Genomic DNA, 20,413 nt, shown 5'->3' with positions numbered 1-20,413 from the left:
AGCGCCTGAAGGCGCGCCTACAAATTCGCCGGGCCCAGCAGGCGCGACATCATCGATTTCAAGGCCAATGGCTTGAGCGGCTTGTGCAGCAGCTGGCAGCCAGCGGCGGCGACGGCGTCGCGCACATCGGGGCCGTGGTCGGCAGTGATCACCACGCAGGGACGTTCCGGCATCAGGCCGGCCAGGCGCTCGCGCAGCATCAGGCCGGTCTGGCCACCGTCGAGGTGGAAATCGAGCAACAGCAGGTCGGGCACGCCTGCTTCGGCCAGGCGTGTCATCGCTTCGTCGCCGTCGCGTGCCGCCAGCACCTCGCAGCCCCAGCCGCCAAGAAGCGCCTGCATGCCACGCAGCACGTCCGCGTCGTTGTCCACGACCAGCACGCGGCTGCGCGGTGGCTCCGGCGTGGCTTCGGGAATCGCGACGGCATCGGCCGGTTCCGGCGTCGCGCGCGGCACCTCGATGGAAAACACCGTGCCCTGCCCGGGCCAGGAGCGCAGCTTCAGCGGCAGCCCCAGCAGGCGAGCCACGCGTTCGGCAATCGCCAGGCCGATGCCGAGGCCCTGCCCGCCTTTGTCCAGGCGACGGAACTCTTCGAAGATCACCTTCTGGTCGGCTTCGGCAATGCCCGGGCCGGTGTCCCATACCTCGATGGCCAGGGTGTCGCCGCGACGCCGGCAGCCGATCAGGATGCGGCCACGCACCGTGTAGCGCACGGCATTGCCCAGGAAGTTCTGCAGCACGCGGCGCAGAAGCTGCGGGTCGGTGGAGACCCAGGCGCCGGTCGGCACCCGTTCCAGCACCAGTCCCTTCTGCGCGGCCAGCACGCCGAATTCGGCGGCCAGGTGGCCCAGCAGGTCGTCGAGCGCAAACGCCTGCGGTTTGGGCTCCATGCCGCCGGCGTCGAGCCGCGAGATGTCCAGCAGACCCGCCAGCAGGCCTTCGGCGGACGCCAGCGCGCCGTCGATATTCGCCAGCGCTTCGCGGTGCGGGCCATGTTCGAGCCGCGGTGCCAGCGCATGCACGAACAGGTGCGCCGCGTTCAGCGGCTGGGCCAGGTCGTGGCTGACCGCGGCCAGGAAACGTGACTTCCCGCGGTTGGCGCGCTCGGCCTCGGCCTTGGCGCCGGCCAGCTGCGCGGTGCGTTCGACCACGCGCTGCTCCAGGGTTTCGGCGACCGACTTGAGTTCGGCTTCGTTGCGCCGGAAATCGGTCACGTCGGTGAAGGTCGCCACGAAACCACCCCCCGGCATCGGGTTGCCGCGGATTTCCACGACCATGTCGCCGATACGGCGTTCGGCGACGTAGGGTGTGCCCACGCGCATGTGCCGCAGGCGCTTGGCGACCTCGCGTTCGGGCGGGCCGTCGCCGGCCAGGCCGCGGCCGACGTTGTGCGCCACCAGGTCGGCCACCGGCACGCCGACCTGCAGCAGCGGCGCCGGGTAGTCGAACAGTTCGGCGTAGCGCCGGTTCCAGGCGACCAGGCGCAGCTCGGAGTCCACCACCGAAATGCCCTGGCTCATGTTCTCCAGGGCGGCTTCCAGCACGCGCTGGTTGAAGCGCAGCGCCTGCGAGGCCTCACCGACGATGGTGGCCACGGTGTCGAGGTCGGTGCCCTGGGCGCGCCGCGCTGCATCGAGCAGCAGCCGCGCCGAGGCCGCGCCCAGCACCGCCGCCAGTTCGCGCTCGATGCGTTGCTGCAGTTCGCCCGGCACCGCCTGCCCGGCCGCCGCGCCGGCCAGCACTGCGTCCACGCGCGTCACCGGCAGGAAGCGAACGGCCACTTCGCGCAGCGCCTCGCGCGACAGGGCGCCGCCGCGGTCGGGCCTGGCGACGTCCAGACGTGATGCCAGCATCCAGGGCACCAGCGCGCCGGCCGCGAGGCTCAGCAGGGTGGCGCGGCCGATGCCACTCCAGTCGCCCAGGCCGAACATGCGTTCCGGCGCCAGCCAGGTCCAGCCCCATGGCCCTTGCTGCAGCCAGGCCGGCGCCTGCCCGCTGGCTTCCGCCAGCGCCGGCACCAGCAGCACCCAGCACCAAAGCGCCACCGCCACGCCCAGGCCCGCCAGCACCGCGCGCGCCGGCGTCTGCGGCCGCCAGACGGCGAAGGCAACGGCGGGTGCAAGCGTCGCCAGCGCCGAAAACGACAGCGCGCCGATATCGGCCAGCGCATCCGATCCGGCGATCAGCCGGCTATAGCCCCAGGCCAGCAAGACCACCGCCAGGATGCCGACGCGGCGCTGGGTGAGCACCGCCCCGCGCAGGTCGGCGCCCTCCCCGCCGCCGCCCGACCACCGGCCGCGCACGAGCAGCGGTGCCAGCCAGTGGTTGCCGATCATCACGCTCAGCGCCAGCGTCGCCAGGATCACCATGCCGGTGGCGGCGCTGAGTCCGCCCAGGAAGGCCAGCAGCGCCAGCGCCTCGTGGCCCTGCGCCAATGGCAAGGCGAGCACGTACAGGTCCGACGGCACGCCGATCGGGGCCAGCAGGGCATCGCCGGCGCGCGCCAGCGGCAGGATCGGCAGTGCGATCAGCAGCATGTAAAGCGGGAACAGCCAGCGCGCCGTTCGCAGCTCGTTTTCCTGCCGGCATTCGACGATGCCGACGTGGAACTGGTGAGGCAGGGTGAACATGGCCAATGCGCCCAGCAGCACGAGGGCCGGGAAGCCGCTGGCACCGTCGGCCGGCGGCGGCGGCACGTCCACGTCGGGCAGGTCCAGCCCGAAGACCACGAACGCGCCCAGCGCCAGCATCGCGCCCAGCTTGAGCAGGGACTCCACCGCCATGGCCAGCACCAGGCCGCGGTTGTGTTCGGCGGCGGACACGCGCCGCGTGCCGAACAGCATCGCGAACAGGCCCATTGCCAGCGCCACGTACAGCGCGCTGTCCTGCCAGGGTGGCGGCGCCAGTTCCGAGGCACGCGTGAGCAGGCCGTAGCTCATCGCCACCGCTTTGAGCTGCAGCGCGATGTAGGGAACGATGCCCAGCACCGCCACGAAGGTGACTGCCGCCGCCAACCAGGAGCTGCGGCCCAGGCGCGTGGCGATCAGGTCGGCCAACGAGGTCGAGTTGTGCTCGCGCGCGAGACGAAGCAGTTTGAGCAGGAAGCCAAAGCCCAGCAGGTACAGCAGGATCGTGCCCAGGAAGGTCGGCGGGATCGCCCAGCCCGAACGCTGGGCCTGGGTCACCGTGCCGTAGAAGGTCCAGGACGTGCAGTACACCGCCAGGGACAGGCTGTAGACCGCGGGCCATCGTTTGGCCAGCAGGCCCGGGCGGCGTTCGGCCAGGAGCGCCGTACCAAAGAGCAGGCCCAGCCAGAGCAGGCCGGCACCAATGACCAGCGAATCGGTCAGCACGGCCGAGTCCGTATCACGGCATCGGGACGCCCAGCGCCGTCAGGGCCGCAGCCAGCCAGCGCAGCTGCGCGCCGTCGCGGGTGTCGTAGGCCTCGCCCGTGTAACCCCACCAGTCCCAGCATGCCTTTGGATTCAACGGCAGGTAGCTTGATCGCACCTGAGGATACAGCACGACCACGCCATGCACGTCGGCCCAGCGGTTGAAGCCGGCGTCGCGCACGAAGGCCTCGCCGATCTTTTCCGCGTTCTGCTGGCAGCCGTGGAAAGCCACCAGGACGCCGCAGGCGGCACCCGCCGCGCAGTCCGGGGGCAGGTAGAGATACCCACTTTCGGCCATGCCCGGGTCGGCGCCGGCCGGCGCGAACGGCGCCTGGTCGAAGCGGCGCAGTTCCCCCGCGGCCTGCGCGGCAGCCGCGCCGACGGGCTCGCCAAACAGCCTGGCCATCATCGTGCCGGCGGCATCGAAGCCGCAGCGCCCGAGCCACGGCTTGCCGCCCAGGGTGCAATCCACGCCACGATCAAGGGTCGGCAGCAGGTGCGGGAAGGCGCGACCGGTGTCTTTCTCCACGTGCAGCCCGCCGGCTTCATCGGACAGGGCCTCGTAAAGGCCGGCCACCGAATTCGCCAGCGCCGGCGCCACGATGGTGTCGTCGCGCCCGTGCAGGACGTAGACCACGTCGCCGGCCAGGCCGGACAGCGGCGCCAGCTGGCCGGCCGCGGCCCGCTCACGCACGCGCGCGGCCAGGCGTGCCGGGTCCGGCAGGTAAGGCCTGGCTTCGATACACGGCCCCAACGCCGTTTCCAGAGACCCCCCGGCGCAGCCGTAAGGCGGTCCGGCGAGCAGCGCGGCGCCGCGCAGCCGGTCGGACCAGGCGAAGTGCGCCTGCCCCGCCATGATCGCGCCCGAGGACATGCCGGCGACCGCGACCCGGTCCGGGGCGACCGTGATCGCCGGCAGCGGCGGCGGCAGTTCGGCGCTGCAGGCGGCCAGGCCGGCCAGCAGCGCCATCGCAATAAAAACGCGGGCCGCTTGCGCGGCCCGTTGGGAAAATTCCCGGGGAAACAGTGCCATCAGAACGCGTAGCGCGCCGACAGGCTGAACTGGCGCGGCGGACCGTAGAAGCCGGTCAGGACACCCAGCGCAGCGTTGATGTTGTAACCGGTGGTGCGGTATTCCTTGTCCGTGAGGTTGCTGCCCTGCAGCGAGAACGACCAGGGGCCACCGGTGTCCCAGATCACGCCGGCGTTGAGCAGGCCGTAGCCGTCCTGGGTGATCGGCACGGCGCCGGTCCGCACGATTTCGGTGGTCGCCACCACGTCGTCCTGGTAGCTGTAGCCCACGCGGGCGGACAGGTTGCCGCCCCGGGCCAGCTCGGTGCGGTACTCGACGTTGATCGCGCCGGAGAACTCCGGGGCATTGGTGAATTCCTGCTCGTCGGCGATGTTCAGGCCGGCGTAGATGAACTCGTCGTACTTGGCGTCCAGGAAGGCCAGGTTGCCGCTGATCAGCCAGTTGCGGGTCGGCAGCCACTGGTACTCGACCTCGACGCCGTTCACGGTGCCGGAGCCGGCGTTGGTGAAGTCGCCGAAGAAGGCGTCGTTGGTGCCGTCGTTGTTGCTGTCGTAGCTGGTGAACACCGACAGCTGGATGTCCTCGTACTTGTTGTGGAAGGCCGAGAGATTCAGGAACAGGCGCTGGTCGAGGAAGGCCATCTTGGCGCCGACCTCGAAGCTGTCGACCACTTCGTCGTCGAAGGGTTCCGCCGAACGCGGCACCGCCGTTGCCTGGGCGCGGATGTTGTAACCGCCGGACTTGAAGCCACGGGTGGCCAGGCCATAGACCAGGATATCGTCGGTGACCTGGTAACCCAGCGAGACCTTCGGCGAGAGGTTGGTGAAATTGATGGTCTTGTCGAAGTCGGCGACCACTGAGACCGGCGTGGTGTAGGTGCCGTCGCTGTAGCCGCGGTTGAGCACGTCGGCGCGCTTGTCCTCGTCGGTCCAGCGGGCACCCAGGTCCAGGTGCAGGCGTTCGTTGATGTCGAAGGTCCAGTCCGCGTAGACGGCCACGGACTCGGTGTAGACCTTGCCCTGGGTATCGCCGAAGAGCAGGCCGAAGAAGTTGTTGAGCACCTGGCCACCGGCTTCGCCGTCGAACAGGTACAGGCCCATGACGCCGCGCGACCGGCCGCCGGCATCGTAGTTGAGCTGCAACTCGTGGCTGACCTGCTCGTCGCTGTAGAAAGCCTTGACGTCGGCGATGGGCACCTGGGTGGTGTCGAAGTCAATATTGGTCTCGGTATCCGACTCGCGCTTGGCGGTGACGTACTTGAAGCCCCAGTCGTCGTTGATGCGCCAGTTGGCGGTGGCCGAAATGCCCTGCAGCGACGTGTCGTTGATGTTCGGCATGCCGTTGCGCACGTCGTAGCGGTCGGACATCGGCGGCGCCGTAGGCACGAAGCGGTTGGGAGCCAGCATCTGGGCGCCGCGCACGCCGGACTGGTCATCAAGCCAGTCGAAGGCGAACTGCAGGTTGAAGTCCTCGGTGACGTAGGCGCCGAGCTGGCCGCGCAGTGCCAAGATCTCCTTGTCGCTGACGTCCTGGTTGGTGACGGTGTTCTCGCCGAATCCATCGCGGCTCAGGCTGGCAACGGACAGGCGGCCGCGAAGCGCGTCGTTGCCGCCGAAGGAACCACCAATGGCCGCCTTCACGTCCATCTGGTTGAAGCTGCCCACGGTGATCGAGGCGGTGCCTTCGGTTTCCGCCGACAGCCCGCGGGAGATGTACTTGATGGCGCCACCGATGGTGTTCTTGCCGTACAGCGTGCCTTGCGGACCGCGCAGCACTTCCACGCGGTCGACGTCGAAGACGTCCAGCAGCGCGCCCTGCGGGCGGGCGATGTAAACGTCGTCGAGATAGATGCCAACGCCCGGATCGACGCCCCAGAGGGGATCGGACTGGCCAACGCCGCGGATATAGGCAGTGACCGTGCTGCTGGAGCCACGCGCGGCGTAGATGGTCAGGTTCGGCACCTGCGCATCGAGGTCGCCGATGTCGCGGATGTTGAGCTTGTCGATGGTCTCCGGCGTGAAGGCGGTGACCGCGACCGGCACTTCCTGCAGCGTTTCCTCGCGCTTGCGGGCGGTCACCTGGATGGCGTCGAGCGTGACCGCCTCGTCTTCGGTCGGGACAGCCGACGGGGCTTGCTGGGCCTGCGCCTGCAGCGCGGCCAGAGAAAGGGTGAGGCCGATGGCCAGGCTCAGTTGCTTGCGCTTCATGGGTTCCCCTTGAACTTCCGTGGCGGACGGCCGATCGGCCGGTTGCACGGGAGACTACGGCCGCGCCACCTCAGCGACACCTGTACCTTGGTACAAGTGGCCCCCGACGCCCTCCCTGCGGACACTCGAGCCCTGTGTTTTGGCGGGGGTTTCGGGGCATGTCCTTCCTGATCGTGCTGGCGGCGCTGTGTTTCCTGATGTTCGTGGCCTACCGTGGCTACAGCGTCATCCTGTTCGCGCCGGTGGCGGCCCTGGGCGCGGTGCTGCTGACCGACCCGAGCCTGGTGGCGCCGATGTTCACCGGGCTGTTCATGGACAAGATGGTGGGCTTCCTGAAGCTGTATTTCCCGGTGTTCCTGCTGGGCGCCATCTTCGGAAAGCTGATCGAGATCTCGGGCTTCTCCAAGTCCATCGTGGCGGCGACGATCCGGCTGTTCGGCCCCGAACGGGCCATGCTTTCGATCGTCGCGGTCTGCGCCATCCTGACCTATGGCGGCGTATCGCTGTTCGTGGTCGTGTTCGCGGTGTATCCGTTCGCCGCCGAACTGTTCCGCCAGGCCGACATTCCCAAGCGCCTGATACCGGGCACGATCGCCCTGGGCGCCTTCACCTTCACCATGGACGCCCTGCCCGGCACGCCGCAGATCCAGAACATCATCCCCACCGGCTTCTTCGGCACCGACACCTGGGCGGCGCCGGTGCTGGGCACGCTCGGCGGCCTGTTCATCCTGGCCCTGGGCATGAGTTACCTGGAGTGGCGCCGGCGCGTGGCGCGGCGCGCCGGCGAGGGATACGGCACCGACCTCAAGAACGAGCCGGCTCCGTATGCCGGCGACAAGCTCGCCAACCCATGGATCGCCCTGCTGCCGCTGGTGCTGGTGGGCGTGGGCAACAAGATCTACACGATGCTGATCCCGCGGTACTACGGCGATAGCCACAGCTTCGAACCCTCGGTGATAGGCAATGCCGCGCCGGTGGTGCAGGAGGTGTCCCGGGTGGCCGCCATCTGGGCGGTCGAGGCCGCCCTGCTGACCGGCATCATCGCGGTGGTGGTGCTTGCCTGGAAAGCCGTGAGCACGCACTTCGCCGAGAGCACCCAGCCGGCGATCGGCGGCGCCCTGCTGGCGTCGATGAATACGGCGTCCGAATATGGGTTTGGCGCGGTCATCGCCGCCCTGCCCGGCTTCCTGATGGTCGCCGGTGCACTGGGCTCGATCCCCAACCCGCTGATCAACGAGGCGATCACCGTCACCGCGCTGGCCGGCATCACCGGTTCCGCCTCGGGTGGCATGTCGATCGCGCTGGCGGCGATGTCGGAAACCTTCATCGCCAACGCCAATGCCGCCAACATCCCGATGGACGTGCTGCACCGCGTGGCCTCGATGGCCAGCGGCGGCATGGACACCCTGCCCCACAACGGCGCGGTGATCACCCTGCTGGCAGTCACCGGCCTCACACACCGGCAGGCCTACAAGGACATCTTCGCGATCACGATCATCAAGACGCTGGCGGTGTTCTTCATCATCGGCGTGTTCTACGCCACCGGCTGGGTGTGACACCGGGCGGCATCAGCGCGGCGACGCCAGGCTCAGCCGCACCCGTTCCAAGGCTTCCGTCCGCGAAAGCGTCCAGCCAAAGCGTGCCAGCAGCCGCTTCGACAGCAACAGGCCAAGACCGAAGCCGGACGGGCCGGAATCGGGCGCCCGCGGGTTCTCCATCGACAGCCCGGTCGTCGTAGCTTCAATCCTGATCAGCCCGGGGCCACCATGCTGGATGGCGTTGAGCAAACCGTTGGCGACTACGGTCTCGGCGACTTCCTCGGGCAGGGCCCACTGCAGTCCTTCCGGGACGACCACGGACAGTGTTTGCCCGCGTGCCTGCGCGAGCGTCGTGAACTCGTCGACCAGGCCAGCCAGCAGCGGACCGGCGGCGCAACATGCATCCGCAGGCGGCTCCGCGTCGCTGCCGAGCCAAAGCACGCTGTGGCTCGCCCGCAGCAGCCGGTTCTGGGCGCGCTGCAGCCTTCTCCAGGCTTCTTCGTTGTCGCGGTCGTCCTGGAGCAGTGCCAGGCTGGTGCGGGCAGATTGCAGTGGCGTGCGCAGTTCATGCCCGAGGAAGGCCAGGGTTTCCCGCTCGATGGCGAGTGAATGCAGGCGCGCCCTCCAGGAGTCGGCCGCCCAAAGGGCCAACTGACTGAACTCAGAAATCTTCTCGCTTTCGGCAAAAGCCTGCAGGGACTCCGGATCCGGACTGCCACCGATACGTTCGATCAGGCCTCGCGCGCGCCGCGCGATGCGCGCAACAAACCAGCGGGAAAGCAGCCAGGCCAGAAAGGCAAGTGCCAACGCCATGGCCAGCAGCCAGGGCCATGCATCCGCCAGGGCCTGGTTCACCCGCAGCTGGTCGCTGACGTCGTAGACCAGCAGGAAGTCCTCGCCACCCGGACTGCGGCCGACCAGCACATGCACATACCGACCATCGGCGAGCCGGAACTCGGCAATGGCGCCGGGCTCCCGGTCCTGCATGGGTTGCGCCAGCCCGGTCGGGGCCTGCCGCAGCGCATGCAATTCGAAGCGTTCCGGCAGGCGCGCGGACTCCAGGCTCACGATGCCACTGGCGACGCTACCGAGCCGCTCGTCGATGAATTCGTCCTCAAGGATAAAAAGAAGCAGCAACGCCATCACTGCGAAGGCCGTCTCCAGCGCAAGCGCGAAGGCGATCCACTGCCGCGCCAGCACCTGCTGCAGGCTGCGCTTGCCGTTCACGGATCCACCCCGAAGCGATAGCCGATGCCGCGCACGGTACTGATGGGCGCTTCGCCAAAGCGCTCAAGCATCGACTGGCGCAACTGGTAGACGTGGGCGCGCAATGGATCACTCTCCGGCGCTTCGTCGCCCCACAGCCCCTCCCGCAGCGCCTGTTTGCCGACACTGCGCGGATACGCCTGCATCAACCTGCGCAGGATGGCCAGGCCGGCAGCGTGCAGCTGCATGTTCCGGCCCGCATTGCTCAGCAGCCCGCTGTGTAGGTCCAGCACGTAGCCATCGGCCTCCAGCGACAGCCCGGACGGGCTTGCGACGTACGCACAGATCGCATGTATCCGCGCGAGCAGTTCGGCTGGCGCGAACGGCTTGACCATATAGTCCACCGCACCCGCGGCGAATCCATCCAGTTTGTCCTGAAGCCCACCTCGGGCGGTGAGGAAGATGGCCGGGGTCGCCAGCCCTTGCGCCTGTTTCAGTTCACGGCACAAGGTGATGCCATCCTGTCCCGGCAGATTGACGTCGAGCACCAGGATGTCGAAGAGCGTCCGGGTGACCTGCGTGCGGGCCTCGGAGGCGTTGCCGGCGTAATCCACGAGCAGCCCCTTGGCCTCCAGGTAGTCGCCGATGCCGGCGGCCACGTCCAGGTCGTCTTCAACCAGCAACACCCGAATTGGCCCCGACGACACCATGGTGGGCTCCTCTGTCCGCACCGCAATGATCTCCTAAATCCTGGCCAGACGCTGAAGTTCCCAGGCCTCGTGCAGGTGCCCTTGCATTGCCGCGACGAGGGCGTGCATCAACAACAGCAGTTTGTCGGCCCGGGGACCGGCGCGCTTCATGGCCAGGGCCGTTTCCAGCCCCGCCGCATGGTAGGTCGCCAGCAGCTCCACGCTCACCTCTTCGGCCGTGATGTCGCGGGCCACCGGCTCATGGCCCAGGGCGCGCACCATCGCCTCGGCCACCGACCAGGTGGACCAGGGATTCTGGCCGGTGACCAGGCGGCCATCGACCACCGTGTTGTCCAGGTACATCGGCCCTTCCACGAAGGCGGCAGACTGCCGCGCCAGGGACTCCTGGAGGAGGAAGGGAAAAACGGTGCGGGCTTCCTTGATCAGGAACTCTTCCTCGGCCGTGGTGAAGCCGGTAACGCGCCGACCCCGCAGCAGCGGGCGGCCGTCGGCGAGCGTGATGTCCAGCAGCGCCGCGGGCCCGTGGCAGACGGCGCCGACAACGCCACGCGGTGCAATGTCGCGCACGATCCGGGCGATATCGGCATTGCCGGGGAAATCGAACATCGCTCCCTTGCCGCCGACGAAATAGACCGCGTCATAGTCCGAGGGGTCCACCTCGGCCAGCGGGATCGTATCGGCCAGCTTGGCCTGGGCGGCCGGATCGTTGAGGAAGGCGTAGTCGGCATCGACCAGGCCATCATCCAGTGTTTGCGGCGGCGTTCCACCCCGTGGGCTGGCCAGGTCCACCTCATAGCCGTTGGCCGTGAATACCCAATAGGCGCGCGAAATTTCCGTGAGCTCGTAGCCGCCCTTGCGCCGGTCCTGGTCATAGCGCGCCGTGCTGCTGAGCACGGCCAGCACGCGGCCGCGTTGTTGGCGGACACCGTCGCGAACGAAGGCCAGGTCCGTCGCGGTGGCGGCCAGGTTGCCCCGCGGCTCCGCCTCCAGGTCGAGGCTTTCGACGTAAGCCCAGCCCGAGAGACCCACCGCCAGTAAAAGGCCGAACACTATGCCGGCCGTCCAGCCAATGATTTTCCACATGGTCCCACTCCTGTTTCATGCCACCGGGGTGGCTGACGGAATGCACCATGCCGCTCATTGGTAAAACCAGGGTCAAACCATGGCCCGGGCCGTCCGGCTGGCGCCGGCTGGCCCGGACCTGTGGCACGCGGCGGCGAGCGGGCCGACCTATTGCGTCTGCACGCAGGGCCCCTGCCACCCGCGTTTGGATGCGCGGTGCGTCCCCGTGGCCTCGGCCACGGGGACGGCTCTCGTCAGTCGCTTATCTCGGTACCCTGCGAATTCCACACCTGCCAGCGCCCGCCGCGCTTGATCCAGTTGTCGATGTAGCGCACCTTGCGGTTGAAAGCCTTGCCCTTGTCGTCCGTGCCGGCGTAGTGGTAGATGCCGCTGACGCGCGCCACGTCGCCCTCGACCTGCACCATGACGTCGGTGCTGTCGGCCTGCGTCACCTTGTACTTGCCGACGTCGGCCACGGCCTCTTTTTTGCCCTGCATGGCGCCGTTGCGGCTGCCGATGCCGATGTAGTCCAAGGCCAGGTTGCGCTCGAACCAGGCCTTGTCGCCGGCCACGTCAGCCAGGTTCCACTCCAGGTCCAGGTAGGTCACGACGCCCGCTTCGTCCAGCGGGTGGCCGGCATTGGCCAGCACGCGCCACTTGCCACCTTCGCGCACCAGGTGGTGGATGCTGCGGGCGTACCAGGTGCCTGATTCGCCGTCGCCTTCCCAGGTCCCGGAGTTGCGATGGCTGATGATCGCGGTGTCGCCCTCGCAGTGGATGGCGTAGAAATCGTGCTTGACCGGCGGCTGGTCGGGACGTGCCGCGGACGTCGACGCGATGGCGGCCTGCTTGTCCTGCGGGGCACCCGGCGTGAGATCGTGGTAGTGATCGCTGTAGATGTCGGCGAGCGCCTTCTTGTCGCCCTTGCGCGCGACTTCGCTCCAGTTCCTGTCCAGGGCCTCGAGCTCGGCCTTTTGCGCCGCCGTGCAGGCGGCCTGTGCTTGCCCTGCGAAGGCCAGTGCAAGGCTGGCCATGATGATGCGCTTGTTCATGAATCCCCCTCCCTGCGGGAACGGAATGCCCCGCTGGGAGTCACGCTACGCTCGCACTGCAGCAGCCACAACGCCACTGTCCGCGCCCCCGGATGAAACGCGGAAACCGCTTACAATCGGACTTTCATCGGCAACCCCGGTGTGTTCAACGTGAAATCCGGATTCAAAGGCAACAAAAAATCGCTGCCCAGCAAACCCTGCGCGCGCTGCGGACGCCCGATGACGTGGCGCAAGGCATGGGAAAAGAACTGGGAAGCCGTGCGCTACTGTTCCGATGCCTGCCGCTCCAGGAGAGGCGAACGGCCGGCATCGCGCAGCCCGGCTGGCGGGGCCGGCTAGTCTTTTGTACGTGTGCGCGACACCGCAGACATGATGCCGATGCCCAGCACGATAAGGCAGATGATAACCACGTACACCATGGCAACGCCCAGGGTGATGAGCCCCCAGGCGATGCCGGCGACGACCAGGGCCAGGCCCAACAGGAAAAGCGCAAATGACATGGTTCGTTCCTTCAATTGGGGCGGACTGCGGCGCGAGATCGCGCCCACTCGAATCAACGTTGCAGAGAAGACGCTTGCCGCGACGGCCCCGCCAGCAGCGGATAAGGGTTGATCGCCTCCCCTTGCCACCAGCGCTTTTCCGGACCGAGCACGAAGATGGCGAAATGCAGGTGCGGTGCGGCCGGATCGGCGTTCCCGGTATGGCCCACGTAGCCGAGCACGTCGCCCTGGCTAAGCGCTTTCCCCTCTTGCACGCCATCGGCGTAACGCTGCATGTGCGCGTAATAGAAGGCGACCTGTCCGGTTTGGTCGAACTGGTAGAGCGTGATGCCGCCCGGCACCGAGTCGAACAGCTTAACGACCGGCCCGTCGGCGACCGCAAGCACCGGCGTACCCTCCGCGGCCATGATGTCCAGGGCATCGTGCACGCGGTCCTGCCCGCGGGCGTCGGCGAAACTGTCGACCAGGTCCTTGGCCGCGATGCCTTCGACCGGGATGCGCAGCGGCGGCAACAGGGACGTGGGCAAGGCCGTAGCCGCAGGCGCTGGCGCGGCATCGGCGACCGCCACAGGCGCCGGCGTGCTGGCGATGGCTTCGTCGGCAGCGACCTCGGCCGCCGCGGCAATGCCGTCTCCAAAGTCCGCCTGCAGCCCGGCCTCATTTACGTCGGGCATCCGCGGCGGGGCGAGCACCGCAGGCGACGAAGCCGTTGCCGCCGGCATGGCCGGCGCGTCGGCGACGACGACGGCCTGCGGCGACTCCGCCGGCACTTCGGCCACCAGCCAGGCCACGGCCAGGCCACCCACCAGCAATCCCGCCAGGAATTCCAGACCGGCACGCATCACCATCTACTCCTGCAGCCGCACGGCCGTGCCGGGCGAAACGGCCCCGGCGACGCGCACGACATCCCAGTTGGTCAGGCGGATGCAGCCGTTGGACTGCGTCTTGCTGATGTTCGAAGGCTCCGGGGTGCCGTGGATGCCGTAGTGCGGCTTGCTCAGGTCGATCCAGGCCACGCCAACCGGGTTATTGGGACCCGCCTGGAGCGTAACCTTCGAATGCGCCGGGTCGGCGGCATGGAACAGGCTGGGGTCGTAGTTGAACACGGGATTGCTGGCCACGCCGTTGATGGTCCAGTCGCCGATCGGCAGCGGATCATTTTCGCTGCCCGAGGTGGCCGGGAACCAGGCAATCACTTTCTCGTCGGCATCGAGCAGCCACAGGGCGCCGTCGGATTCGTCGACCACAACGGTGGTCGCCGCCGGCAGCTCGAGCTCACGCTCGATGTTCGGCACCTTGATGGTTTCGCCGGCTTCGAACCGGGCCTGCGGGTTCAGCTCGCGAAGTAGTGCCGGGCTGGCGTGGAAGATTTCACCCAGCTTCTCGACCGCGTCCGTGAAACCCATGGTCTCGAGTTCCGCCTTGGCCATCATGTCGGCGGGGATTTCCGCGAAGGGACCGGCGACGTCCTCCGCGGTCAGGACCACCTCCACGACGGAGGGTGCCGCGCTGGCATCGAGCGACATCCAGGTGACTTCGTCCAGGGCGCCGCTGGCCTCCAGGCCCTTCTGGCGCTGGAATGCCCGCAGCGCCCCGGCCTGGTTCGAGCCCGCCACGCCGTCGATTTCGCCTGGCGAAAAGCCGGCCCGGTCCAGCAGGACCTGGACGCGAAGGTCATTGCGCCCGTCGGTTGCGGCCACTTGCAGCTCGGTCGAAACAGGCGCGGTCTCCGACGACTGGTTCGGCGGTTCGTCTTGCGTCGTGCGTGTTGAATGGGCCCACGCGGCTGTGCTCGTCGCAAGCATGGCGGCAGCGGCCAGGGACATCCGGGAATAAGCACGTGGCATGGAGGACTCCTCGATAGGGTCCCGAGTGTCCCCCGCCACGCATTAATCCCACCTAAGCCCGGTCCCCACGCCGTTGCCGGCCTCCCGGGTCAGGGCTTCGGGATGCGCACCGTCTTGCTGATCATCAGCGAACCCGACACCGCGAACAGCAGCACCAGCGGATGCAACTGCCAGCCCAGCAGGTCGATGCGGCCGAACCACAGGCGTTCGCCGATGCTGCCTTGCCAGGCAGCCACGGCCAGCAGCCCGACCAGCACGACGCTGGTGGGAATGGGCGTGCCCTCGAAGAAGCGCACCTTGGCAGCACCTTCCGACAGGGCTTCAGCGGTGACGTTGAAGCGCGCCAGCCGGCTGACGCCGCAGCCGACGAAATACGACAGCACCAGCCAGTCCCAACCACCCTGCATGCCGCAGGCATAGGCCAGCGCCGCCGGCGCCACGCCGAAGGAAATCACGTCCGACAGCGAATCGAGCTCGCGGCCCAGCAGCGAAGCGCCGTGCCGCTGGCGCGCCACCCAGCCGTCAAGCGCATCGAACACGAAGGCCAGGGGCACCAGCGCCATGCCCCACAGCAGGTCGCCGACGCGGCCGTCCTGCAGGAAGCGCATGGCCGCGAAGATCGCGCCGGTGCCGCAAAAGGCGTTGGCCAGCGTGAACCAGTCGGCCAGGTGGAAGTCGCGGATCATGGAGAAGTGGCGTTTCATTCTTCCGGGTCCTTCCCGACGCGCTGTTCGAAACAATGCCGTCCCGCGCCGTGCCACCAGGGCGCGGCCATCCGGAAGGTTTCCTCGGCAGTGTCGTGTGCGAAGCTGGCGCAGACGCGGTAGCGTCGCGCGCCCACGATTTCATAATCGTAGGCCGTGCCGGTAACCGGATCGCTGGTGGACAGGCGGCTTCCCGGAGCCGCCGCCAGGGCGTCCAGGTCGGGCGGAAGAGCCCGATGGAGCTCGTAGTGACGGCCGATGGCGGCCACGATGCCCTGCAGGTCGGTCACGCGTCGCTCGTCCAGGCGAAACTCGCGCTGCGTGCCCGGCGAACCCGAGGCCCACAGCCCCATGGCCAGCGCCGCGACCACCACCACGATGGCGGCCAGAGCCAGCCCCCTGCCGGCGCTCACGATTCCCTCTCCTCGTTGCGCAGGTCCCACAGGTACCAGCCGAAGATGCCGCCGGTGATCATCGCCACCACACCCACCTTGAGCGCAAAGCGCAGCGTGAGTTCACCCGACAGCAGGGCATGCACCAGGGTGATCAGGTCGCCCACCAGCACGCAGGCGGCGATGAAAAGCGTCAGGTAAGTCAGCCAGCGCCGCACCGCCGACAGGCGCTTTTCGGGGCTGCGCGCCATCGCCTGCGACAGGTGGTTGGCGAGGAACAGGTAGACCGGGAACGCCACCAGGATCGAAGCCATCGCCCACCGCATCGACGTTGCCTGGCGCGCGACCTGCCAGGCCTGGTCGGCCGGATCAGGCCAGGCGCGGTTGATCAGGTCGAACAGCAGGCTGCCTAGCTGGAAGGCGGAAATGTAGAGCGTGGCGAACAGCGTCAGGTAAAGGAACGCCTCGCGCGCCGACAGGTAGGGCCGCGGCCGGGGCACGGGCACCGGGAACGGCACGTCGGCATAGGCCGCCAGCGCATCCGCCACCAGGGCATCCGGCCAGCCTGCCGCGGCCAGCGCCCTGGCGATCGACTCGCGGTCCTGGCCGCTGGCCAGGGCATCGCGCACGAACTGCGCCAGCTCTTGTGTACCTGTATTGGCCATGGTCATTCCGTGACGGGGGATGAGGCAATCTAGCAACCGCGGCCCGCATGTCAAAGCCGTCTGCCCCCACAACGAAAAAGCGGGCCGAAGCCCGCTTTTCCGTTCAGCTTTCGATGGCTGGCGGGGCTTAGCCCTCGCCCTCCTCGATGGCCTTGATGGACAGGCGGATACGGCCCTGCTTGTCCACTTCCAGCACCTTCACCTTGACCAGGTCGCCTTCCTTGAGCTTGTCGGAAACCTTCTCGACGCGCTCGTTGGAGATCTGCGACACGTGCACCAGGCCGTCCTTGCCCGGGGCGATGGTGACGAACGCACCGAAGTCCATGATCTTGGCGACCTTGCCTTCGTAGATGCGGCCCGGCTCGACGTCCGAGGTGATCTGCTCGATGCGCGCCTTCGCGGCCTGGGCGGCGGCGGCGTTGACCGAAGCGATGACGATGGTACCGTCGTCCTGGATGTCGATCTGGGTGCCGGTTTCCTTGGTGATGCCCTGGATGGTGGCACCGCCCTTGCCGATCACTTCGCGGATCTTGTCCGGGTGGATCTTGATGGTCAGCAGGCGCGGCGCGTACTCGGACAGCTCCGAACGCGGCGAGGTGATGGACTTGGCCATCTCGCCCAGGATGTGCAGGCGACCCTGCTTGGCCTGGCCCAGCGCGACCTTCATGATCTCTTCGGTGATACCGTCGATCTTGATGTCCATCTGCAGCGCAGAGATACCGCCTTCGGTGCCGGCGACCTTGAAGTCCATGTCGCCCAGGTGGTCTTCGTCACCCAGGATGTCCGACAGCACGACGTAGTCGCTGCCTTCCTTGACCAGGCCCATGGCGATACCAGCCACCGGCGCCTTGATCGGCACGCCGGCGTCCATGAGGGCCAGCGAGGAACCGCAGACCGAGGCCATCGACGAGGAGCCGTTGGACTCGGTGATCTCGGACACCACGCGGATGGTGTACGGGAACGATTCCATGGACGGCATCACGGCCTGGACGCCGCGGCGGGCAAGGCGGCCGTGGCCGATCTCGCGACGCTTCGGGCCCATCATGCGGCCGGCTTCACCGACCGAGTACGGCGGGAAGTTGTAGTGGAACAGGAAGTGGTCCTTGGACTCGCCTTCGACCGCGTCGATGATCTGGCCGTCGCGGGCGGTGCCCAGGGTGGCGACCACGATGGCCTGGGTCTCGCCGCGGGTGAACAGCGCCGAACCATGGGTGCGCGGCAGCACGCCGGTGCGCACCGAGATCGGGCGCACGGTGTCGAGCTGGCGGCCGTCGATGCGGACCTTGGTCTTGAGCACCGACTCACGCATGGTGCTGTATTCGAACTCGCCGAATTCCTTGGCCAGGTCGGCCATGTTCCAGCCATTGGCTTCGGCCTGCGGCTTCAGCGATTCCAGCACGTCCTTCTTGACGGCCGAGATGGCTTCCTTGCGCTCGAGCTTGTCGCGCACCTGGAAAGCGGCCTCGAGGCGGTTGCCGATGGCGGCCTTGATGGCGTCGATCGGGGCCTGCGCCTTTTCCGGCGCCTTCCAGTCCCAATGCTTGACGCCGACTTCGGCGACCAGCTCGTTGATGGCGTTGATGGCGACCTGCATCTGCTGGTGGCCGAACATCACGGCGCCCAGCATCACGTCTTCGCTCAGTTCCTTGGCTTCGGACTCGACCATCAGCACGGCGTTGGCGGTACCGGCGACCACGAGTTCCAGGTCCGAGGTCTTGAGCTCGGTGATGGTCGGGTTCAGCAGGTACTTGCCGTCGGCGTAACCAACCTTGGCGGCACCGATCGGGCCAGCGAACGGGATGCCCGACAGCGCCAGCGCGGCGGACGCGCCGATCAGGGCCGGGATGTCACCGTGCACTTCGGGGTTCATCGACATCACGGTGGCGATGACCTGCACTTCGTTGCGGAAGTGTTCCGGGAACAGCGGGCGGATCGGACGGTCGATCAGGCGGGAGACCAGGGTCTCACGCTCGGTCTGGCGGCCTTCACGCTTGAAGAAACCACCCGGGATGCGGCCGCCGGCGTAGAACTTCTCGATGTAGTCGACGGTGAGCGGGAAGAAGTCCATGCCTTCGCGCGCATTCTTGTTGCCAACCGCCGTCACCAGCACGACCGTGTCGCCGAACTTGACGATGACCGAACCACCCGCCTGGCGGGCGACTTCGCCCGTCTCGAGGGTGACTTCGTGCTGACCGTACTGGAACGTCTTGGTTACTTTCGCCACGTTTATCGCTTCCTTTGTCTCTGGATTCATCCCCACGAGGCACCCTGCCCCGCGGTTGTTGCATTTCCGACCCCGGATTTTTCCGTTCCCCGAAAATGCACACGGCGCATTTCTGCGCCGTGTGTTTTGAAACTGGGTTTAGCGGCGCAGGCCCAAGCGCTCGATCAGCGTCTGGTAGCGAGCGACGTCCTTCTTCTTGAGGTAGCCGAGCAGGCTGCGGCGCTGGTTGACCATCTTGAGCAGGCCGCGGCGGGAGTGGTGGTCCTGCTTGTGGGCCTTGAAGTGGTCCGACAGCATGTCGATGCGGGCGGAGAGCAGCGCGACCTGGACTTCCGGCGAACCGGTGTCGTTCGGGGTGCGCTTGAACTCTTCGATGACCTTGGCGGAATCAATGGACATTGTCTTTTCTCTTTGTGATGCGCAGCCTGCAGGAACGTCGCCACTGGCGACGCACCGCGATGGCCCGCCGGTTGGGGGAATTGCTTCGGTAAAAGCCGCAAAAGTTTAACGGACAAGGGCTTGCCGGACAAGGCGGAATTTGTGAAGACGGCCACGGGGCGGCCGCCCGGCGCCTCGATTCAGCAGGCGCTGGCCCAGCGGAACAGGCGTTTTGGCCAGACCTGCCCGTCTTCGTCGCGACGGCCCAGGCCCAGCGTCCGGCCATCGGGGCCCACCAGGTTCAGGTTTGTCGCAACCTCGCCTGCGACGGGCACCGGCTGGCCGTGGCCCAGGCGCCGGGCCTGGTCGGCGTCGAAATGGACCGCTTCGAAATGCACCAGGCCCGCCTCCACCGGCAGCAACAGGGCATCCAGCGCCGCCTCGCCTCCCTGCGCGGCCACCGCTTCCAGGGCTTCGATGGTGAACATGCGCGGCTGCAGGAAGGGTTCGACCCAGGTGCGGCGCAGCGCGGTGACATGGGCCCCGCAGCCAAGGGCTTCGCCCAGGTCGCGGGCCAGGCTGCGGATGTAGGTGCCGGACCCGCAGGTCACGGCCAGGCGCAGGGTGGCCCCGTCGAGCTCCAGCAGCTCGATCGTGTCCACCTCGACCTCGCGCTCGGGCACCTCGATGACCTCGCCGCGCCGGGCCTTGGCGTACAGGGGCTCGCCGCCCTGCTTGAGCGCGGAGAAGATCGGCGGGCGCTGGCGGATGCGCCCGGTCAGCGGCACCAGCGCCGCTTCGACCCGGGCACGGTCGAGCGCCGGCACCGGACGCTCGCGCAGGACCTCGCCATCGGCGTCGTCGGTATCGGTGGTGCGACCCAGCACCACGCCGGCCTCGTAGGCCTTTCGGCCACCCAGCAGCAGGCCGGCGATCTTGGTCGCTTCGCCAAAACACAGGGGCAGCAGGCCGGTGGCCAGGGGGTCGAGCGCGCCGGTATGGCCGCCCTTCTCGGCGCGGAACAGCAGGCGGGCCCGCTGCAGGGCCTGGTTCGAGCTCAGGCCGGCCGGCTTGTCGAGCAGCAGCAGGCCGTCGAGCGGCCGGAATACGGTGCGGCCCATCCGGCGGGCCGTCAGTCTTCGGCAGGCGGAACGGGGTTCTCGCGCAGCAACTGCTCGATGCGCTCGCCCTTGTCCACCGAATCGTCGTAATGGAAGTGCAGCTCAGGCACGTGGCGCATGCGAACGGCCTGGGCCAGGCGATGGCGCAGCTCGGGCGCCAGCTCCTTGAGGGCCGACACGGCCGTCGGGCCCTGGTCGGCCAGCAGCGCGGTCACGAACACCTTGGCGTGGGCCAGGTCGCGGGTCACCTCGACGTCGGAAACCGACACCGAGGGCAGCCCGAATTCGCGGACCGCCTGGTGGACTATCTGGCCCAGGTCCCGGCGCAGCTGCGCCGAAACCCGGTCGGTACGATGGAAGCTCTTGGTCGCCATGGCAGGTG

At 67.7% G+C, this 20,413-nt stretch carries 19 protein-coding genes; 2 read left to right on the top strand and 17 right to left on the bottom strand.

What is annotated here, in order from left to right; genetic code table 11:
• Positions 1-17 precede the first annotated feature (17 nt).
• From ACYVJH_RS01840 to ACYVJH_RS01830, 3 genes are read right to left on the bottom strand one after another with little or no spacing between them, the layout of a single operon-like run.
• The gene (locus ACYVJH_RS01840; RefSeq protein WP_460452957.1) at positions 18-3,353 is read right to left on the bottom strand and encodes a hybrid sensor histidine kinase/response regulator; all 3,336 of its coding nucleotides are present in this window, start codon (positions 3,351-3,353) and stop codon (positions 18-20) included.
• A gap of 13 nt (positions 3,354-3,366) precedes the next feature.
• Positions 3,367-4,425 (bottom strand): extracellular catalytic domain type 2 short-chain-length polyhydroxyalkanoate depolymerase, encoded by a 1,059-nt coding sequence (locus ACYVJH_RS01835; protein WP_460452956.1) that lies wholly within the window; start codon positions 4,423-4,425, stop codon positions 3,367-3,369.
• Entirely contained in the window at positions 4,425-6,632 is a 2,208-nt protein-coding gene (locus ACYVJH_RS01830) for a TonB-dependent receptor (RefSeq protein WP_460452955.1), read from the bottom strand. Before ACYVJH_RS01830 ends, ACYVJH_RS01835 begins: the two co-directional genes overlap by 1 nt.
• Before the next feature lie 158 nt (positions 6,633-6,790).
• On the opposite strand from ACYVJH_RS01830, the gene ACYVJH_RS01825 reads away from it, so the two are divergent.
• Positions 6,791-8,188: a GntP family permease gene (locus ACYVJH_RS01825; protein WP_460452954.1), complete on the top strand. Its 1,398-nt coding sequence runs from the start codon at positions 6,791-6,793 to the stop codon at positions 8,186-8,188.
• A 12-nt stretch (positions 8,189-8,200) separates the two neighbouring features.
• Here ACYVJH_RS01825 and ACYVJH_RS01820 read toward each other — a convergent pair whose 3' ends face one another.
• The 4 genes from ACYVJH_RS01820 to ACYVJH_RS01805 all read right to left on the bottom strand — a co-directional run bounded on the left by ACYVJH_RS01820 (position 8,201) and on the right by ACYVJH_RS01805 (position 12,200).
• Complete coding sequence (locus tag ACYVJH_RS01820; protein ID WP_460452953.1) at positions 8,201-9,397, bottom strand: sensor histidine kinase; 1,197 nt, start codon at positions 9,395-9,397, stop codon at positions 8,201-8,203.
• Complete coding sequence (locus ACYVJH_RS01815; protein WP_460452952.1) at positions 9,394-10,086, bottom strand: response regulator transcription factor; 693 nt, start codon at positions 10,084-10,086, stop codon at positions 9,394-9,396. Before ACYVJH_RS01815 ends, ACYVJH_RS01820 begins: the two co-directional genes overlap by 4 nt.
• Before the next feature lie 33 nt (positions 10,087-10,119).
• Complete coding sequence (locus tag ACYVJH_RS01810; RefSeq protein ID WP_460452951.1) at positions 10,120-11,169, bottom strand: type 1 glutamine amidotransferase domain-containing protein; 1,050 nt, start codon at positions 11,167-11,169, stop codon at positions 10,120-10,122.
• A 233-nt stretch (positions 11,170-11,402) separates the two neighbouring features.
• Entirely contained in the window at positions 11,403-12,200 is a 798-nt protein-coding gene (locus ACYVJH_RS01805) for a nuclear transport factor 2 family protein (protein ID WP_460452950.1), read from the bottom strand.
• Between the two features lie 141 nt (positions 12,201-12,341).
• Here ACYVJH_RS01805 and ACYVJH_RS01800 point away from each other — a divergent pair, with 141 nt between their 5' ends.
• Positions 12,342-12,539 carry a DUF2256 domain-containing protein gene (locus ACYVJH_RS01800; RefSeq protein WP_460452949.1) on the top strand — a complete coding sequence of 66 codons (198 nt, stop codon included), beginning with the start codon at positions 12,342-12,344 and terminating at the stop codon, positions 12,537-12,539.
• Here ACYVJH_RS01800 and ACYVJH_RS01795 read toward each other — a convergent pair.
• From ACYVJH_RS01795 to rbfA, 10 genes are all read right to left on the bottom strand, one after another.
• Positions 12,536-12,700 (bottom strand): hypothetical protein, encoded by a 165-nt coding sequence (locus tag ACYVJH_RS01795; RefSeq protein WP_460452948.1) that lies wholly within the window; start codon positions 12,698-12,700, stop codon positions 12,536-12,538. The two genes, ACYVJH_RS01800 and ACYVJH_RS01795, sit on opposite strands and share 4 nt — an antisense overlap.
• A 53-nt stretch (positions 12,701-12,753) precedes the next feature.
• A complete protein-coding gene (locus ACYVJH_RS01790; protein WP_460452947.1) occupies positions 12,754-13,542 on the bottom strand; it encodes a M23 family metallopeptidase in 789 nt (262 codons plus the stop codon).
• A gap of 6 nt (positions 13,543-13,548) precedes the next feature.
• The gene (locus tag ACYVJH_RS01785; RefSeq protein ID WP_460452946.1) at positions 13,549-14,547 is read right to left on the bottom strand and encodes a L,D-transpeptidase family protein; all 999 of its coding nucleotides are present in this window, start codon (positions 14,545-14,547) and stop codon (positions 13,549-13,551) included.
• An 89-nt stretch (positions 14,548-14,636) separates the two neighbouring features.
• Positions 14,637-15,251, bottom strand: coding sequence for a CDP-alcohol phosphatidyltransferase family protein (locus ACYVJH_RS01780; RefSeq protein ID WP_460452945.1), 615 nt, complete (start codon positions 15,249-15,251; stop codon positions 14,637-14,639).
• Positions 15,248-15,664 (bottom strand): hypothetical protein, encoded by a 417-nt coding sequence (locus tag ACYVJH_RS01775; RefSeq protein ID WP_460452944.1) that lies wholly within the window; start codon positions 15,662-15,664, stop codon positions 15,248-15,250. Before ACYVJH_RS01775 ends, ACYVJH_RS01780 begins: the two co-directional genes overlap by 4 nt.
• Positions 15,661-16,308: a DUF5671 domain-containing protein gene (locus tag ACYVJH_RS01770; protein WP_460452943.1), complete on the bottom strand. Its 648-nt coding sequence runs from the start codon at positions 16,306-16,308 to the stop codon at positions 15,661-15,663. Before ACYVJH_RS01770 ends, ACYVJH_RS01775 begins: the two co-directional genes overlap by 4 nt.
• A 127-nt stretch (positions 16,309-16,435) precedes the next feature.
• A complete protein-coding gene (gene pnp, locus ACYVJH_RS01765; RefSeq protein ID WP_460452942.1) occupies positions 16,436-18,532 on the bottom strand; it encodes a polyribonucleotide nucleotidyltransferase in 2,097 nt (698 codons plus the stop codon).
• A 138-nt stretch (positions 18,533-18,670) separates the two neighbouring features.
• Positions 18,671-18,931 carry a 30S ribosomal protein S15 gene (rpsO, locus tag ACYVJH_RS01760; protein ID WP_188662567.1) on the bottom strand — a complete coding sequence of 87 codons (261 nt, stop codon included), beginning with the start codon at positions 18,929-18,931 and terminating at the stop codon, positions 18,671-18,673.
• 179 nt (positions 18,932-19,110) lie between these two features.
• A complete protein-coding gene (gene truB, locus ACYVJH_RS01755) occupies positions 19,111-20,031 on the bottom strand; it encodes a tRNA pseudouridine(55) synthase TruB (RefSeq protein ID WP_460452941.1) in 921 nt (306 codons plus the stop codon).
• Positions 20,032-20,042: 11 nt separating this feature from the next.
• Positions 20,043-20,405: a 30S ribosome-binding factor RbfA gene (gene rbfA, locus ACYVJH_RS01750; RefSeq protein WP_460452940.1), complete on the bottom strand. Its 363-nt coding sequence runs from the start codon at positions 20,403-20,405 to the stop codon at positions 20,043-20,045.
• Positions 20,406-20,413 lie beyond the last annotated feature (8 nt).

It is taken from the genome of Arenimonas aestuarii, from assembly GCF_054781715.1.
This window is presented reverse-complemented; position numbering and strand designations above follow the sequence as displayed.

Bases quoted from the DNA above. Each gene is read 5' to 3' on its own strand.
- ACYVJH_RS01835 (WP_460452956.1), bottom strand. From the start codon at position 4,425: ATGGCACTGTTTCCCCGGGAATTTTCCCAACGGGCCGCGCAAGCGGCC.
- ACYVJH_RS01830 (WP_460452955.1), bottom strand. From the start codon at position 6,632: ATGAAGCGCAAGCAACTGAGCCTGGCCATCGGCCTCACCCTTTCTCTG.
- ACYVJH_RS01825 (WP_460452954.1), top strand. From the start codon at position 6,791: ATGTCCTTCCTGATCGTGCTGGCGGCGCTGTGTTTCCTGATGTTCGTG.
- ACYVJH_RS01815 (WP_460452952.1), bottom strand. From the start codon at position 10,086: ATGGTGTCGTCGGGGCCAATTCGGGTGTTGCTGGTTGAAGACGACCTG.
- ACYVJH_RS01810 (WP_460452951.1), bottom strand. From the start codon at position 11,169: ATGTGGAAAATCATTGGCTGGACGGCCGGCATAGTGTTCGGCCTTTTA.
- ACYVJH_RS01805 (WP_460452950.1), bottom strand. From the start codon at position 12,200: ATGAACAAGCGCATCATCATGGCCAGCCTTGCACTGGCCTTCGCAGGG.
- ACYVJH_RS01795 (WP_460452948.1), bottom strand. From the start codon at position 12,700: ATGTCATTTGCGCTTTTCCTGTTGGGCCTGGCCCTGGTCGTCGCCGGC.
- ACYVJH_RS01790 (WP_460452947.1), bottom strand. From the start codon at position 13,542: ATGCGTGCCGGTCTGGAATTCCTGGCGGGATTGCTGGTGGGTGGCCTG.
- ACYVJH_RS01785 (WP_460452946.1), bottom strand. From the start codon at position 14,547: ATGCCACGTGCTTATTCCCGGATGTCCCTGGCCGCTGCCGCCATGCTT.
- ACYVJH_RS01780 (WP_460452945.1), bottom strand. From the start codon at position 15,251: ATGAAACGCCACTTCTCCATGATCCGCGACTTCCACCTGGCCGACTGG.
- ACYVJH_RS01770 (WP_460452943.1), bottom strand. From the start codon at position 16,308: ATGGCCAATACAGGTACACAAGAGCTGGCGCAGTTCGTGCGCGATGCC.
- rpsO (WP_188662567.1), bottom strand. From the start codon at position 18,931: ATGTCCATTGATTCCGCCAAGGTCATCGAAGAGTTCAAGCGCACCCCG.
- truB (WP_460452941.1), bottom strand. From the start codon at position 20,031: ATGGGCCGCACCGTATTCCGGCCGCTCGACGGCCTGCTGCTGCTCGAC.
- rbfA (WP_460452940.1), bottom strand. From the start codon at position 20,405: ATGGCGACCAAGAGCTTCCATCGTACCGACCGGGTTTCGGCGCAGCTG.